At 70.3% G+C, this 15,289-nt stretch carries 16 protein-coding genes; 10 read left to right on the top strand and 6 right to left on the bottom strand.

The genetic code is table 11. The annotated features are described in order from the left end of the window. Nucleotides 1-3: 3 nt before the first annotated feature. From ccsA to K8612_RS31440, 10 genes are all read left to right on the top strand, one after another. Nucleotides 4-717, top strand: a complete 714-nt coding sequence (gene ccsA, locus K8612_RS31485; protein ID WP_223743652.1) for a cytochrome c biogenesis protein CcsA — start codon at nt 4-6, stop codon at nt 715-717. 2 nt (nt 718-719) lie between these two features. After that, the gene (locus K8612_RS31480; RefSeq protein ID WP_167510780.1) at nt 720-887 is read left to right on the top strand and encodes a hypothetical protein; all 168 of its coding nucleotides are present in this window, start codon (nt 720-722) and stop codon (nt 885-887) included. Nucleotides 888-891: 4 nt separating this feature from the next. Beyond that, on the top strand, nt 892-1,386 hold the full coding sequence (locus tag K8612_RS31475; protein WP_206797175.1) for a cytochrome c maturation protein CcmE: 495 nt from the start codon (nt 892-894) through the stop codon (nt 1,384-1,386). Next, on the top strand, nt 1,383-3,407 hold the full coding sequence (locus tag K8612_RS31470) for a heme lyase CcmF/NrfE family subunit (protein ID WP_223743651.1): 2,025 nt from the start codon (nt 1,383-1,385) through the stop codon (nt 3,405-3,407). The genes K8612_RS31475 and K8612_RS31470 overlap by 4 nt, the downstream gene beginning before the upstream one ends. Continuing rightward, complete coding sequence (locus K8612_RS31465; protein WP_223743650.1) at nt 3,404-3,964, top strand: redoxin domain-containing protein; 561 nt, start codon at nt 3,404-3,406, stop codon at nt 3,962-3,964. The genes K8612_RS31470 and K8612_RS31465 overlap by 4 nt, the downstream gene beginning before the upstream one ends. 158 nt (nt 3,965-4,122) lie before the next feature. Beyond that, nucleotides 4,123-5,358 carry a zinc ribbon domain-containing protein gene (locus K8612_RS31460; RefSeq protein WP_223764968.1) on the top strand — a complete coding sequence of 412 codons (1,236 nt, stop codon included), beginning with the start codon at nt 4,123-4,125 and terminating at the stop codon, nt 5,356-5,358. Between the two features lie 115 nt (nt 5,359-5,473). After that, nucleotides 5,474-5,977 carry a cytochrome c-type biogenesis protein gene (locus tag K8612_RS31455; RefSeq protein ID WP_223743648.1) on the top strand — a complete coding sequence of 168 codons (504 nt, stop codon included), beginning with the start codon at nt 5,474-5,476 and terminating at the stop codon, nt 5,975-5,977. Nucleotides 5,978-5,980: 3 nt separating this feature from the next. After that, nucleotides 5,981-6,937 carry a tetratricopeptide repeat protein gene (locus K8612_RS31450; protein WP_223764967.1) on the top strand — a complete coding sequence of 319 codons (957 nt, stop codon included), beginning with the start codon at nt 5,981-5,983 and terminating at the stop codon, nt 6,935-6,937. 69 nt (nt 6,938-7,006) lie between these two features. Beyond that, a complete protein-coding gene (locus K8612_RS31445) occupies nt 7,007-7,516 on the top strand; it encodes a hypothetical protein (RefSeq protein ID WP_223764966.1) in 510 nt (169 codons plus the stop codon). Nucleotides 7,517-7,519: 3 nt separating this feature from the next. Further along, nucleotides 7,520-8,074, top strand: a complete 555-nt coding sequence (locus K8612_RS31440; protein WP_223764965.1) for a hypothetical protein — start codon at nt 7,520-7,522, stop codon at nt 8,072-8,074. Between the two features lie 3 nt (nt 8,075-8,077). Here the strand turns inward: K8612_RS31440 and K8612_RS31435 are convergent, their stop codons facing one another. From K8612_RS31435 to exoE, 6 genes are all read right to left on the bottom strand, one after another. Further along, complete coding sequence (locus tag K8612_RS31435; protein ID WP_223764964.1) at nt 8,078-9,070, bottom strand: D-2-hydroxyacid dehydrogenase family protein; 993 nt, start codon at nt 9,068-9,070, stop codon at nt 8,078-8,080. Between the two features lie 6 nt (nt 9,071-9,076). Continuing rightward, nucleotides 9,077-10,273: a GNAT family N-acetyltransferase gene (locus K8612_RS31430; protein WP_223764963.1), complete on the bottom strand. Its 1,197-nt coding sequence runs from the start codon at nt 10,271-10,273 to the stop codon at nt 9,077-9,079. An 80-nt stretch (nt 10,274-10,353) separates the two neighbouring features. After that, nucleotides 10,354-11,532, bottom strand: coding sequence for a DegT/DnrJ/EryC1/StrS family aminotransferase (locus K8612_RS31425; protein WP_223743642.1), 1,179 nt, complete (start codon nt 11,530-11,532; stop codon nt 10,354-10,356). Beyond that, a complete protein-coding gene (locus tag K8612_RS31420) occupies nt 11,520-12,638 on the bottom strand; it encodes a GNAT family N-acetyltransferase (RefSeq protein ID WP_223764962.1) in 1,119 nt (372 codons plus the stop codon). Before K8612_RS31420 ends, K8612_RS31425 begins: the two co-directional genes overlap by 13 nt. A 36-nt stretch (nt 12,639-12,674) precedes the next feature. Continuing rightward, nucleotides 12,675-13,757, bottom strand: coding sequence for a gluconeogenesis factor YvcK family protein (gene yvcK / locus K8612_RS31415; protein ID WP_223743640.1), 1,083 nt, complete (start codon nt 13,755-13,757; stop codon nt 12,675-12,677). Between the two features lie 108 nt (nt 13,758-13,865). Continuing rightward, nucleotides 13,866-15,233, bottom strand: a complete 1,368-nt coding sequence (exoE, locus tag K8612_RS31410; RefSeq protein WP_223743639.1) for a polyisoprenyl-phosphate hexose-1-phosphate transferase ExoE — start codon at nt 15,231-15,233, stop codon at nt 13,866-13,868. Between the last annotated feature and the right edge of the window lie 56 nt (nt 15,234-15,289).

Genomic DNA, 15,289 nt, shown 5'->3' with positions numbered 1-15,289 from the left:
AGGATGAACAAGTTCGTCAAGTTCGGGTTGCCGGCGCTGACGCTGGCGCTGCTGGGCGCGGGCTGGTGGCTGGGGCTCGCGTGGGCGCCGCCGGACCGGGAGATGGGCGAAGTGCAGCGCATCATGTACGTCCACGTGCCGCTCCAGTGGATGGCCATGATGGCCATGTTCATCAACTTCGTGGCCGCGGTGACGTACCTCATGCGTCAGTCGTGGAAGACGGACGCGATGGCGGAGGCCTCCGCGGAGGTCGGCCTGCTCTTCGGCACGCTGGGGATGATCACCGGCTCCATCTGGGGCCGCCCCACCTGGGGCGTGTACTGGTCGTGGGATCCGCGCCTGACGTCGGAGGCCATCCTGCTGGTCTCCTACACGGGCTACCTGGTGCTGCGGCGCTTCGTGGAGGACCCGGAGAAGCGCGCGGTGTGGAGCGCGGTGGTGGCCATCATCGGGGCCATCAACCTGCCCATCGTGTGGTTCTCCGTGCGCTGGTGGCGCAGCCTCCATCAGGTGCAGTCCAGCCCCAAGACGGTGGACCCGCAGATGGTGCTGCCGCTGCGCGTGTCGGCGTTCGGCATGCTGGCGCTGCTCATCGTCTTCATGGTGCACCGCTACCGCATCGCGCTCGCGGAGCGGAAGGCGGAGGTGGCGCTGCCGGAGGCGCTGCCCACGGATGACCCCGCGCTGCGCGCGTCCCATTCCTCGAAGGTGGCCTGAACATGACCTCGCTGACGTCTTTGATGCTGCTGGCCCAGGTGGGCAGCGGCCGGCTCCAGGGCGGCTGGGGCTATGTGTGGGCCTGCTACGGCATCTCCGTGGCCGCCTTCGTGCTCTACTCGGCGTCCCTCTGGGCGCGCCGTCCCCGCGCCACCGACTCGAAGGAGTGAGCCCATGACGCCCGTCAACCGCAACCGCCTCATCGCGCTGGGAGCCCTGCTCTTCGCCGGCGCCGGCCTTGGCTTCATCGCCTTCGGCAACATCGGGGACAACCTCGTCTACTACTGGAGCCCGTCGGAGCTGCTCTCCAACGGGGACAAGGCCTACACGGCCACCATCCGCCTGGGCGGCGTGGTGCAGCCGGGCAGCATCCAGTGGAACGAGGGCCACACCACCCTGGACTTCCGCGTGGCGGACGGCCCGAACGCGGACGCGAAGAGCGTGCACGTGCGCTCGCTGGAGACGCCCCCGCAGATGTTCCGCGAGAAGATCGGCGTCGTGGTGGAGGGCACCTACGACAAGTCCGGCGTCTTCACGTCCAACCGGCTGATGGTGAACCACTCCAACGAGTACCGCGCGCCCAAGGAAGGCGAGGAGCCGCGCAAGTGGCAGGACACGCTGGCTGAAGGCGCCACCACCGCGACCGCGACTCCGCCGGGGGCGCCGTGAACGGAATGCTGGGCTACGGGCTGGTCCTCGCGGGCCTGGCCTTCGCCGCGTTCGGCGCCATCCTGGGGCTGGTGGGCGGCATGCGCCGCAACGACGCCAGCTACCCCTGGGTGCTGCGCGCGGTGTGGGGCTTCGCCGCGTGCATGGTCGGCAGCAACCTGGTGATGGTGGAAGCGCTCATCAACCACGACTTCAGCGTGAAGTACGTGGCCCAGGTGGGCAGCCGCGCCACGCCGCTCATCTACACCATCGTGTCGCTGTGGAGCGCGCTGGAAGGCTCCATCCTCTTCTGGGGCCTCATCATGGGCGTGTACCTGGCGGCGTTCGCCTGGGTGCACCGCAAGGAGCACGCGCGCTACATGCAGTTGGCGCTGGGCACCATGCTGGCCGTGGGCGTCTTCTTCGCGTTCCTCATCGCGGGCCCCGCCAACCCCTGGGGCGCCGTGTCGCCGGTGCCGGCGGACGGGCCGGGCCCCAACCCGCTGCTGCAGAACCACTTCCTGATGATCATCCACCCGCCCATGCTCTACGCGGGCTACGTGGGCATGACGGTGCCGTTCGGCGTCGCCGTGGCGGGCCTGCTGCGCGGGGAGATTGGTGAAGCGTGGATGGCGCCCCTGCGGCGCTGGACGCTCATCGCGTGGATGTTCCTCACGCTGGGCATCGTGCTGGGCTCGTGGTGGGCGTACGCCGTGCTGGGCTGGGGCGGTTACTGGGCGTGGGACCCGGTGGAGAACGCGTCGTTCCTGCCGTGGCTGACCGCGACGGCGTTCATGCACTCCACCATGGTGCAGGAGCGCAAGCGGATGCTGAAGCTGTGGACGCTGAGCCTCGCGCTGGCGTCGTTCGTGCTCACCATCCTGGGCACGTTCATGACCCGCTCCGGCATCTTCAACTCGGTGCACTCGTTCACCCAGTCGGACATCGGGCCCACGTTCCTGGTGTTCATCGCCATCCTGCTGGTGGTGTGCATTGGCCTGCTGGCCACGCGCGGCCACCTGCTGGCGCCGGAGGGCCGCCTGTCGTCGATGATGTCGCGCGAGGCGAGCATCCTGGTGAACAACCTGGTGTTCGTGGCCATCACCTTCACGGTGCTTTTGGGCACGCTCTACCCGCTGGTGTCGGAGGCCGTGCGCGGCATCCGCGTGAGCGTGGGCGAGCCGTACTTCAACAAGATGGCCGTGCCGGGCGGCATCGCGGTGCTCTTCCTCATGGGCGTGGGCCCGGTGCTGCCGTGGGGCACGCCGGACAAGGCCACGCTGCGCCGCCAGTTCCTCATCCCCAGCGTGGTGGGCGGGGTCATCACCATTGCCTGCTACGCGGCGGGGCTGCGCGGCGTGTACCCGCTGCTCACGTTCGGCCTGGCGGGCTTCGTCACCCTCATCACCCTGCGCGAGCTGGTGGTGCCGGTGCGCGTGCGCATGACCGAGCGCAAGGAGGGCTTCGTCACGGCGCTGACCACCGCGACGGGCAAGGCGCGCCGGCGCTTCGGCGGCTACGTGGTGCACCTGGGCATCGTGCTCATCATCGTCGCCGTGGCGGCCTCCAGCGCGTACGTGAAGCACACGTCCGGCACGCTGAAGAAGGACGGCACGATGATGCTGGACGGCTACCAGTTGAAGTACGTGGGCCTGTCCAGCGGCGAGGAGCCGCACCGCACCTACGTCGCCGCGCGCCTGGAGGTGACGGCGCCCAACGGCGACGTGACGGAGCTGCGCCCGCGCATGAACTACTACGAGCGGAGCACGGACCCCGTGGGCACGCCCGCGGTGCGTGAGTCGCCGAAGGAGGACCTGTACATCTCCCTGATGGCCTTCAGCGAGACGACGGGCACGGCGAGCTTCAACGTCTGGGTGTTCCCGCTGGTGGGATGGATCTGGTACAGCCTGCCGCTCCTGCTGCTGGGCACGCTCATCGCCGTATGGCCTTCGCGCCGGGCGGCGGTGCTGCGCGCGGACGCGGCGCCGGTGGGCGCGGCGCCTCCCCTCCCGGGCACGGACGCCGAGCGGGGTGCGGCGTGAAGCGCTGGCGGCTTCCCCTGGTGTTCGCCGCCGTGGGGGCGGCGCTGCTCTTCGTCCTCTTCCAGGGCTTCGGGCGCGACCCGCACGAGGTGCCCTTCATGCTGAAGGGCGCGCCCGCGCCGGCGTTCTCGCTCAAGCCGCTGGACGGCGGCGACGCGGTGACGCTGGCGGACCTGAAGGGCCGGCCGGTGGTCATCAACTTCTGGGCGTCGTGGTGCGGGCCCTGCAAGTACGAGCACCCGGTGCTCGAGTGGGGCGCGCGCGAGCTGGGCGCCCAGGCCGTGTTCATGGGCGTCGTCTTCGAGGACACGGAGCCCAACGCGCGCGACTTCCTGCGCCGCATGGGCGCGAGCTTCCCGCAGTTGATGGATGAGCGCTCGCGCATGGCGGTGGACTACGGCGTCGCGGGCGTGCCGGAGACGTACTTCATCGACGCGCAGGGCATCATCCGCGGCAAGCACGTGGGTCCCATCGACCCGCAGACGCTGGCCACGCGGGTGAAGGAGCTGTCCCAGCCCGCGCCCGGCAAGACCGCGGAAGCCGCGCGCCGGGACTGAAGTCAACGGGAGCCCGCTCGGAAGGCAGGCACCCGGGGACCCCCAGGGGGAGTCCCGGGGCCGCCTCGCGGGAGGCCTGGAATCCGTAGTAAGTCCCTGCTGTCGGCGTCGTTCGCGAGGGCTTCCCCCGGCCCCTGCTCCAGCGAGGTGGGCTTCCCATGCAGTGCCCCGAGTGCGGTGAAAGCGCGGCGGACGTCCGCCTGATGTACTGCGAGAACTGCGGCGCGAAGATGCCCCCGCGCCCCGCGCCCCCGCCCCGCGCCAGCAGCGCCAGGAGCCAGCGTCCCAGCCGCCCCATGACCGAGCCGGCCTACGCGGCGGAGATACTGGACGAGGAGGAGGAGGCCCGGCGGCAGGGCAGCGGCGCGCCCCCCCCGCGCGGCTCCAAGGCGCAGCCCCCCCCTGACGAGGCCTTCGAGGACGAGGATCCGTACACGGGGCCGCGCTGGCTGAAGGACGTGCCGGGCCACTCGCAGAGCGTGCTGGGCGTGGGGCTGGTGGCGTTCTCGCTGGTGCTGTCCATCCTGCCCTTCTTCCCCAGCGTGGGCGTGCTGGGGACGCTGCTGACGCTCGTGGGCAGCGTGGCGCTCGTCGCGCGGGAGCTGCGCCGGGACGGCAACGCGCCGGGCTGGGTGGACTCGGTGCCGCTGGTGCTGATGCGGCCGGAGATGCCCGCCGCGTTCACGCTGCTGCTGGTGGCGCTGTCGGTGCGGCTGCTGTCCGGGTTCAACCTGCTCTTCCCCCTCTGGGCGGCGGGGACGCTGCTCATCGCCGTGGAGCAGTACAAGCTCGTCATCGCGGAGCCGGACGGCGTGGCGCGCCACTTCGACCCGCGCTCGCTCCTGGGCTTTCCCCGGGTGCTGGCGCTGGCGGGCGTGGCGGTGTGCGTGGTGGCGCTCTTCCTGTCGTGGGGCAAGGTGACGGCGGACGGCTCGCCGGTGCCGGACAACGCGCCGGTGCCGGGCAGCGTGCGTGGGGGGCCTCCGGAGCTGCGCGTGATTCCCTCGACGCGGCCCTCGGATGACTCGCTCTACAGCGCGGGGGGCGGCGTCGCGTCGCGCTCGGGCTGGGACCTGCCCCTGTCGGAGCTGCCGCTGCTGGCGCTCCTGTCGGTGCTGGTGCTCGCGGCGCTGCGGCCGGACGTGGAGCGCCCGGCCTTCCTCAGGTGGGCGCCGGTGGGCGCGGTGAGCGTGAGCCTGCTGTGGGCGCTCGCGGGGGTGAAGCTCGCGGTGGGGCCCATCGCGTTCCTCGCGGGCCTGGGGGCGGTGGGCTTCCACGCCGTGCGCCACGCGCTGGGCCGCGACGCGCCGGCGGAGTACCTGCCGCCCGAGGACGACCCCTACGACCCGGACCAGGACCTGGAGACCGAGCCGGACTCGGGCTACCGGGGCTAGGCCCCTTGCCTTTCCGTCGGAGGGGCTGCCCGGGCGGCGGGCGTGCGGCCCAGGATTCCGTGTGCAATACCCGTCAGGGGGCGGTAGTTAGGGACGGCCCCCGCTGGAGCCCCCGATGAATGCCGTCCTCGTCTCGTTGACCCTCGCCCTGAGCCTTGCCACGGGGCAGTTCGCACCGCAGCAGGCCGCGAGTGAACCGCTCGCGCCGGCCCAGGAGGCGCGGGTCCAGCAGTTGGCGAAGAAGCTGCGCTGCGCGGTGTGCCAGGGCCTGTCGGTGGCGGACAGCCCGTCGTCCATGGCGCGCGCGCAGTTGGACAAGGTGCGCGAGCTGGTCTCCGACGGAAAGACGGACACCGAAATCGTCGACTACTTCGTGGCGCGCTACGGCGAGTGGGTGTTGCTGGAGCCGCGCGCGGAGGGCTTCAACTGGTTCGTGTGGCTGGGGCCCGTCGCGCTGGTGCTGGGCGGCCTCTTCGTCATCCTGAAGCAGCGTCAGCCATTGCCCGAGGGCGCCGCGCCCGCGGACGCCGCGCCGGTCCCCTCCCCTTCCACGCCCGCGCCGTCCACGGACGAAGCGGACCCCTACCTCCAGGCCGTGCGCCGGGAGCTGGAGCGCTAAGCCATGCAGCCCGAGCCCACCAACTGGTTGCCCGGAATCATCGTCCTCTCGGTCGCCTTCGTGCTGGCGGCCGCGTGGCTCCTCTACATGAAGATGAAGACGGGGAGCGCGCTGCCGGACACGACGCCGAAGACGGACGGCACGGTGGACGACCTGGCGCAGCGGGCGCAGTCGCTCATCGAGCAACTGCGCACGCTGGAGGCGGAGAAGCACCACTTCACCGCGGAGCACTACACGGCGGAGAAGGCGCGGCTGGAGAAGGAAGCGGCCGCGGCGCTGCGCGCGAAGGACGAGCACCAGAAGCGGCAGGCGGCGGGAGTGAAGGCGCCCGCGCGCAACGTACCGGCGCCCACGGGCTGGGCGTCGCGCAACCCGCAGATGGTGGGCGCGATGTGGGGCGCGGGCGTGGTCGTGTTCTTCGGCGGGCTGGGCTACCTGCTCGTGTCGGAGCAGAAGCCGCGGGAGGAGGGCCAGATGGGCACGGGCGCGACGCCGCCGGGCATGGCCCAGCAGCAGATGCAGCAGATGCCCGAGGTGAACGACGAGCTGGAGCAGGCGCGTCAGCGGCTGGCGTCGAACCCGGGCGACGTGGAGGCCGCGTCGATGCTGAGCCACGAGCTCATCCGTCAGCAGCAGTTCGACGAAGCGCTGAAGGTGACGCTGAAGGGCCTGGCGGTGGATCCGTTCAACGTGGAGCTGCGGGTGCACCGGGGCGTGCTGCGCGCGGCGTCGCAGGGCGACCTGCAGGGCGCGGAAGCGGAGCTGACGGAGCTGGTGGACACGTGGCCGGACGCGCAGGAGGCGCTCATCTTCCTGGGCAGCCTGTCGCTGCGCCGGGGCGACAAGGCCGGGGCGCTGGAGCATTTCGAACGCTTCACGGTGGAAGTGCCCAAGAACATGCAGCCGCCGCAGTTGGCGCCCGCCATCGCCCAACTGCGCGCGGAGGTCGCGCAGCAGTAGGCGTAGGCTGTGCGCCGTGAGGGGCCGGGCTTCCGGCCCCGTGAAGTGTGTCACCCCTGGAGGTGGGCCATGGGTGCATCCGGCTGCTGGAAGGCCGCTGTCGCGCTGTGCGGCGTCGCGTTGTCATCCGCCTGCGCGACGGGCGGTTCCGCGACGTATGTGGAAGGCGCCCTGCGCCCCCGTCACTTCGTCTTTCATGAAGTGGTGAAGCAACGCGGGAAGAAGCCGGGCGGATGGATGGCGGCATGCCTCCACGTCGGCATCGCCCGCGACACGGGAGAATTGTTCTACTGCAGGTTCGGCGTGGAGATGCCCATTGCCAATGGTGCGCAGGGAGCGATCTCCATGGAGCAAGCCCAGAGCCTCTCCGCGAGCTGCGCGAACCAGGCAGCAAGGGTCACCTTTTCTGGTGTCACGCCAGCTACGCCGATCGGAATCGCCTGTGAGGAGTTCAAGACTTTCTACGAACTCACGCTCAAGGCCGCCATTGCGGGTGCACGTGTTCCCAAGGTCTGTGCCCAAGGCATTGAGCCCGTGGTCGTGACACCCACGGGGCCGACCACCAGCGGAGGCAGGTAGCCCATGGTTCCATCCACCAAGGAGTTGCTGGAGATAGCGAGAACCTATTGGCCCTCGTATGAAGATCCCAATCAGGAACCCAGCCCCGAAGAACATGTGCTTCATGCACTCTGGCGCAAGAAGCTCGCGGAGCCTGGGCCCTGGGACGTATTGATGGATCAGCTCGATCAAGCATTTCCCCAGAACCCCATCGGAGACATCACGACGTCTCGGGATGGATGCTTCTGGTGCGCCATCTATCCAAGTCGGGACCGTGAGCGTTCCGGCCTGCACTGGGTCTACGTCGGCTGCGCCAGCATCATCGCGCCGGTCTACACGGTGTATCGGGTCCAGTTTGAATACGGCGAGCGCCGCATCTTCCGGCAGCTCGACCTGGAGCCTCCCGCGGTGGAGCCAGCGGTCACGATGGCGAGACTCATGGAGTCCACGATGGGGTTGAGCCTGCTGCCCCCAGATATCGCCAACCATCCAGCACCCGTCTTCGTGGGCTGGAAGTCCCCTCCGAAAACGACGCTCTTCCACGCCCTCTTCACCAGCTATCCAGACAACCTCCCCTGAGCCTCACCCCAGCCTGCGGATGGGAGCGCCATCCAAGAACGCGCGGATGTCCTCCACGGCTTCACGGCAGTAAGTCGCGTAGTTCCCCTGGGACACGTAACCCAGGTGCGGCGTCGCGAGCAGGTTCGGCAACTTCCGCAGCACGTCGTCCACGGGCACCGGCTCCGTCTCAAAGACATCCACCGCCGCCCCCGCGATGACGCCCTGCTGCAACGCCTCCACCAGCGCCGCCAGATCCACGATGGCCGCGCGCGACGTGTTGATGAGGTACGCCGTGGGCCGCATCCTCGCGAGCTCCGCGCGCCCCACCAGCCCCCGCGAGCGCTCGCCCAGCACCAGGTGGATGGACACGAAGTCGCTCGTCTCCAGGAGCGCCTCCTTCGACGCGGCCCGCGTCACCCCCACCTCCGCGGCCCTCGCGTCCGTGAGGTTCGGGCTCCACGCGACCACGTCCATCCCGAACGCCGCCCCCACCCGGGCCACCCTGCTCCCAATCTTCCCCAGGCCCAGGAGCCCCAGCCGCTTCCCGTGCAGGTCCACGCCCACGGAGTGCTGCCACGGGCCACCCTGCCGGAACGCGGTGCTCTCCCCCACCACGTTCCTCGCGAGCGCCAGCAGCAACGCCCACGTCAGCTCCACCGGAGGCTCGGTCGCGCTCGCCGTCCCGCACACCGTCACGCCGCGCGCGGTGGCCGCGGCCACGTCGATGGACGCATTCCGCATCCCCGTCGTCACCAGCAGCCGCAGCCGTGGCAGCCGTTCAATCAGCGCCTTCGGAAACGGCGTGCGCTCCCGCATGACGACGAGCAGGTCGAACGGCGACAGCGCCGCGACCAACTCCTCCTCACCGGAGAAGTGCTCGCGGAACACCGTCACCTCGACCTGTCCGCTCACGGAAGACCAGTCCGCGAGCCTTGTCGAAACACCCTGATAGTCATCCAGGACAGCGCAGCGCAGCTTCTCCACGGCACCCGCCAGGATCCGCCGCGCCGCCACCAGGCGTCAATTCACCGCGGCCTTCCGCCGGCGGAACCGGCGCACCTTCTCCACCAGCTCGTCGGACAGGACACCCTTCACCGCGTTGCGCGTCTGCCGGGCCCACTCCTCGGAGCGGGTGAACCAGGTGCCCGCGAAGCCCGCGCCGTGCGCGCGCAGGGACACCGTCTGGCGCTGCTTCGTCACCCAGTCGGACTTGTACGTCTCCGTGCCTCGCAGGAAGTCGTACTCCGTCAGGCCCATCTCGATGGCGTCCTTGAACGTCTCGCCCACCAGCACCAGGCCCACGCTGCGGTTGCGCCACGCCGGGTCATAGCCGGACTGGAAGTACACGAACGTCTGGCCATGCAGGATGCCGTACACGGACGCCACCGCCTGGCCGCCCACCTTCATCGTGTACATCCGCAGCCGGCCCCGCTCCGCCAGCCACTGCGTCGCGTCCCGGTGGAACGCCTCCACCCCGGCGCCCTTGATGCCCTGCGAACCGCCATCCGAGGACCAGCGCAGCGCGTGCAGCCGGAAGAAGTCCGTCATGGGCCCGGACAGCGCGCCCGGCGCGTCCGTGCGCTCAATGCGGTAGCCGTCCTGCTTCTCCAGCCACTTGCGCCGGCGCAGGTAGTTGTCCCGCCGCCCCGTGCGCTTCAAGAACGCATCGAACGGCTCGCCCGGCACCAGCGTCTCGTACGGGCACACGTAGCGCTCCGTCACGCGCACGTCGCCGAACACCTCGCGCGCCACGCCGAGCGTCGTCGACCCCTCGCGCAGGTCCGTCAAGTCCAGCACGTCCCACTCGTCGCGCAGCCCCTGGAGCACGTTGAAGAACGCCCGGGCCACCTCCGCCTCGCGGCCCTTGCGCGCCACCACGTCCAGGTAGTCGCTGCCCACGTGCGTCTCACCCAGGAAGCCCAGGCGCCGCACGCGCACGCCGTTCACCCAGCGGTGCTCCAAGCCCAGCGGCAGCAGCCCCACCAGCGTGCCCAGCCTGTCGCGCGCCGTCAGCACCAGCGGCCGCACGTCGGGCGCGATGCGCCGGCACCACGGGTACAGCCACTCCCACGCGTTGAACGGACCGGCCGTGCTCGCGTCCAAGAGCGCGTTCCACTCCGCCCGCATCCCCGCCAGCCGCGAGGCACTGCCCACCGCCGCCACGTCCAACCGCGGCGTCAACCTTGGCCCCGACGTCAACTCGTCTTCGCGGATCACCGCGTCACCCTGATGCCTTTCCCGAAGCAATGCCCCGGCCCCCGGGGGCCATTGCAACCCGGGAGCCAGCCCCTGTTCCCTCACGACGCGCGCTTGCTCGGCCGGCGCTCGGACTTCAGCGCCTCCCGGACCACGTCCACCACCTGCCCCATCACCTCCGGCGTCAGGTCCTGGTGGCAGGGAATCTCCAGGATGGTGCGCCGCAACTGCGCGACCTCCGGGAACTCCGACGGGTCGCACGCGGGATGGAAGCGCTTCCAGAAGTCGATGGCGTCGATGCCCCTCTCGCGCAGCTTCGCCAGCAGCAGCTCCTTGTCCTGCACCACCATCGGGTAGAACAGGGGGCTGACGCCCGGGGGCAACTGGTTGAAGAGCGGCGGCGACACGTCGCGCAGCCGGCCCAGCAGGAGGAAGTAGTTGCGGCGGCGCGCCTCGACGATGGCCTCCAGGTCCTGCGCCAGGGCAATCCGCTTCGTCAGCGGGCTCATGCCCAGGTCCACGTGCCGCCGGTCGAAGTGCTGCGTGCCCGTGGCCACCCGCTCGATGCTCGCGGCCTTCACCGTGCCGTGCCCCACCGAGCGCACCAGGCCGCGCAGCCCCCGGCCCACCGCCCCGCCGCGCAGCTCCAGGTTCTGCAGCAGCGCGGACACGGTGTGGCTGAAGGTGGACGCCAGCGGCGGCGCGGGCGGCTCCGGCAGGCTGTAGGAGCGCTTGCCGTTGACGACCAGCGCGCCTCCATTGGGTACCGGGAGCGTCTTGTAGAGGCAGAAGATGCCCACGTCGCCCGTGGTGCCCAGCGGCGTCGCGCCGTCGGACGACAGCAGCGACAGCGCGCAGTCCTCAATCAGCGGGATGCCGTGCTCGTCCGCCAGCTTGCGCATGGCGTCCACCGGCCCCGGGAAGCCCGCGTAGTGGATGAGGTAGAGCGCGCGCGTCTTCGGCGTGATGCGCTTCGCCACGTCCGCCACGTCCACGTCCCAGCGGCTGCCCACGCGGTAGAAGCGCGGAATGGCGCCCGCGTCCACCACCGCCTCCACCTCCACGCCGTGGTGGTAGGCGGGCATCAGCACCTCGCCGCCGTCCAGGCGCAGCATCTTGATGGTCAGCCAGACGGCGTTGCGCGCGAAGTAGAAGTAGCGCGCGTTGGGAGACGAGAACGGCGGCAGGGCCCCCGGGCGCGGCGGGGCCACCAACATGCTGGGCCACAGCGTGGGCAGGGACGGCACGAACAGCCTGTCGGTCGACTTCACTTCTTCCATCTCGCCACCACCTCTTTCGCCGCCGGTACCCACCGGAACTTCGCCGCGCACAGGGCCCGGCCGAAGGCGGTGTCGTTGAACACATAGAGCCAGGTGTGCCGCCGGACCTGATCCGTCCAGTCGCGCTTCCACACCATGTCCGGCCCCAGGAAATCGAACTCGGTGAGCCCCCGGTCCAGGCAGTCCCCCAGCACCTCCTCCATCAGGAGCTGCCCCGGGCTGCATTCCTTCAGGGACTCGTCGTAGCCGGGCTTCAGCAGGAAGTAGCGCCCGCCGAACTCCAGGCCGTACTGGAACGCCACCGCGCGCCCGTCCAGGCGCAGGAAGTACAGCGCCAGGCGGTTGCGGTAGGCCGCGTCCCGCGCCAGCTCCGTGTAGAAGCCGCGCGTCTTCACATCCTGCGCCATGGCCGTGCCATTCGCGCCCTTCCAGCCGCTCTGCTCCAGCAGCAGCCCCTCCTCCAGCGTGCCCTCCAGGTCCAACCCGCCAGGGACGCGCTCGAAGGTGACCTTCCCCTTCTCCTCCAGCTTGCGGCGCCGGCGGCGGCAGTTGGCCTTGAACTTGGACGGCAGCTTCGCGAAGTACGCGTCCTTCTTCGCGGGCAGGGGCACGTAGGGCGATTGCAGCGACTCCCACTCGCCCACCGGGAGCCCGCCCTGCTTCGCGGCCTCCAGCAGGCGGAAGCCCACGCCGCCGTCCGGCACGTCCGTCAGCCGCAGCACGTCCCAGCCGCCCGTCGCGCGCAGGTGCGCGAGGAAGGCCCGGGCCGCGGCATCCGGCTCCCGCGCCAGCATGTCGAAGCGGCAGGAGTGCGCGTTGGCCGCGGAGGTGAGCTGGCGCACGGGCACGCCGTACATCGACGTGCGCTCCTCCACCAGCGGCAGCGCGGCGGTGAGCGCTCCGTCCTCGCCGCGCAGCAGCAGCACGCGCATGCGCGCCCCGGCGGCGAAGTTGTCCAGCCACAGCCGCAGGAACTCATGCCGGTAGAACAGCTCGTGGGAGGTCGTCTCCACGAGCTGGTTCCACTCGGCTTCCAGGGACATGAAGGCCGCCCGGTCGTTGACTTCCACGACCTGGGAGGCGGTCGAAAGTTGAATGGCTTCCATGTTCGAGGGCCCCAAGGTGGTGATGGACAGGGCGGCCTACAACCCGCTGCGCGCCATCTTCAGCAGGCAGGCGGCGACCTTGCGGCTGTCGTGTCGGATCTTGGAACCTTCCTTGAGCAGATCCGCCTGCACCGGAATCACCCCGGAGGACAGCAGCTCCCGCGTCTCCGCCGTGACCATGAAGGAGCCCTTGCGCGCATAGCGCTGGATGGACTCCTCGGAAGGCATCCGGCCGTTGACGAGCACCGCGTCCAGCACCGGCCCCACGTGGTCGATGACGGCCTGCACGTGGTCCAGGCAGTTCATCCCGTCCGTCTCGCCCGGCTGGGTCATCAGGTTGGCCACCATGACCTTCAGCGCGCGCGTCTCCTTCAGCGCCTGGGCCACGCCGTCCACCAGCAGGTTGGGCAGCACGCTCGAGTACAGCGACCCCGGCCCGATGGCGATGAGGTCCGCCGAGTAGATGGCCTCCAGCAGGCCGTCCACCGCCGGCGGTGAGCGGGGGCTGAGCGACACGCGGCGCACGCGGCCCTGGGCGCGGCAGATGTTGCGCTCGCCCACGACCTCCGTGTCGTCATGCATCTGGGCCACGAGCTGCACGGACGCGAGCGTGCTGGGCAGCACCTGGCCCTTGGCGCCCAGCAGCTCCCCGGACAGCCGCACCGCCTCCAGGAAGTCGCCCTTCAGCTCCGCGAGCGCCGCGATGAGCAGGTTGCCCACCGCGTGCCCCGCGAGCCCCTTCGCGCCGCCGAAGCGGTACTGGAACACGTCCCTCAGCGCGCTCTTGCCGCCCGCGAGCGCCACCAGGCAGTTGCGGATGTCCCCCGGGGGCAGCGCGCCGTGCAGCCGGCGCAGGCGCCCGGAGCTGCCGCCGTCGTCGCTCATCGCCACGACCGCGGTGATGTCCACGCCAGGCTGGCCGCCCTTGGGGGCCGCGCGGCGGGCCAGCCCCTTGAGCACCATGGGCAGGCCCGTCCCGCCGCCCATCGCGACGATGCGCGTGGGACGGTGCTTCGGCGCCTGCAGCAGCTCGTTGCGCTCCACGCCCTGCTGCCTGTTGCGCGCGTCGTCCTGGCTCCACTGCTCTGAGAACGGTGCGTCCACGTCCATGCCCACCATGTGCCAACCCCCTCGCCCATCCCAATCCATGGCTACCCACCCTTGGCATCCCGGCCTCCCCCGACAACCAGAGGCCGCGGATGGTCATCCCCATCCACTGCTGAACGGTTACCGCGCCCCTCGTCCCAGCAGCACGTGCCGGACCGTGTGGAAGATGATGCCGACGTCCAGGAACAGCGACCCGTTCTTCACGTAGTACAGGTCGAACTCCAGCTTGTTGCGCGCGTCCTCCACCGAGGCCCCGTAGGGGTAGCGGATCTGCGCCCAGCCCGTGATGCCCGGCTTCACCGCCTCGCGCACGCCGTAGAACGGAATCTGCTGCTTGAGCTGCTCGGTGAACACCGGGCGCTCCGGCCGGGGGCCCACGAAGCTCATGTGGCCCAGCAGCACGTTGAACACCTGCGGAATCTCATCGATGCGCGTCTTGCGGATGAACTTGCCCACCCGCGTGACGCGGTCGTCGTTGGAGCGCGCCCACACCGCGCCGTTCTTCTCCGCGTCGGTGCGCATGCTGCGGAACTTCCAGAGCGGGTACGCCTTGCCGCCCAGGCCCACGCGGTCCTGCCGGTAGAAGACGGGGCCCTTGGAGTCCAGCTTGATGGCCAGCGCCACCAGCACCAGGAAGGGCGACGCCAGCAGCAGGAGCAGCGACGCCACCGCCACGTCGAACACGCGCTTGAAGGCCCGGCGCAGGGGCGACACCGTCATCTCATCCGCGAAGGCGAAGTCGCTGGCGCGCAGGAACTGCACCGGGATGCGGCGCAGCACGCGCTCGCAGAAGCCCGCCGCGTCGTACACCCGCCGCCCGTCCAGCCGGCAGCGCAACAGCGAGTCCACCCAGTTGGCGCCGCGCATGTCGTCCGCGGCCTGCACCACGTAGGAGGCGTTGAGGCGCGCCGCCATCGCGTCCAGCGGCTCCTCCACCTTGCGCGGCTCCACCAGGGCCACCACGCGGAAGGACCCCTCGCCGCCATCTTCAATCGCGCTGGCCACCGCGCGGGCCTTGAGGCCATCCCCCACGATGAGCACCGCGTCGGGCTCACCCACCAGCGCCCGGATGGACACGCGCACCACCAGCGTGCCGGCCAGGGCGCCCATCGCGCCGCCCAGCAGCGTCCCGGGGGGCAGCACCACCGGCAGGGCCAGCGGCAGGAGGAGCATCACGCCGCCCGCCACCATCGCGGTGACGCCCGCGGCCTTGAGGAAGCGGTAGCCGCGCGTGCGGTCCTCGGCCGCGATGCGCAGGTCGTACAGGTCCAACAGGTACAGCGTGAACTGGAAGGTGACGACGAAGGCCAGGCCCAGCCCCACCAGCGTCGGCCACATCGTGGCGAACGGGGGCGTGGAGCCCAGGGGCGCGAAGAGGGCCGCGCAGGCCGCGGCACCCGCGACACAGGCCAGCGCGATCGCCGAGGACTCGGCGAGGAAGAACGTCAGTTTCTTGGCTGAAAAATAGTGGTGGAAAACGCGAAGCACGTGACTCCTCCAACCCCGACCCGCCGCCGCTCCAGGCCCCCCGCCCTTCGCACCTC

Origin of the sequence: Corallococcus sp. AS-1-6 (assembly GCF_020037015.1) — a bacterium.
GTDB lineage: Bacteria > Myxococcota > Myxococcia > Myxococcales > Myxococcaceae > Corallococcus.
Note: the sequence above shows the minus strand (reverse complement) of the source record. Positions and strands in the feature narration are given on the sequence as shown.